A 276-nucleotide genomic window follows, 5' to 3' on the forward strand; every position below is an offset into this window, starting at 1 on the left:
TTTGCATTTGCCATCATCGCCGTTATTATACAATTTGTTACCGTGTCAGCCGGAATCAAATCGAAGGCACATTCACGGTCGCCATGAGTGAGGTGAATTAGTCCTTTACCGAAAACAATTGATCCACTTGCCGCACTTCCGGAGCCTTCAATCCAACCAGGAAATGGATCCTTGAGAGTGCTACAAATCATTGTAGGGCGAATAACGACCACCGGTAAATCCTTTTTATGCTTCCATATTATCATTTCCGCCATTGCTTTTGTGAACACATACGTG

General features: G+C 43.8%; 1 protein-coding gene. It reads right to left on the reverse strand.

Features of this window, described 5'->3' with window-relative positions:
* Positions 1-276, reverse strand: a 276-nt coding sequence (locus tag SM754_RS20245; protein WP_323677943.1) for an SDR family oxidoreductase, incomplete at both ends; no start/stop codon positions are given.

The organism is Halorubellus amylolyticus (assembly GCF_034808145.1).
Classification (GTDB): Archaea; Halobacteriota; Halobacteria; order Halobacteriales; family Natrialbaceae; genus Halorubellus.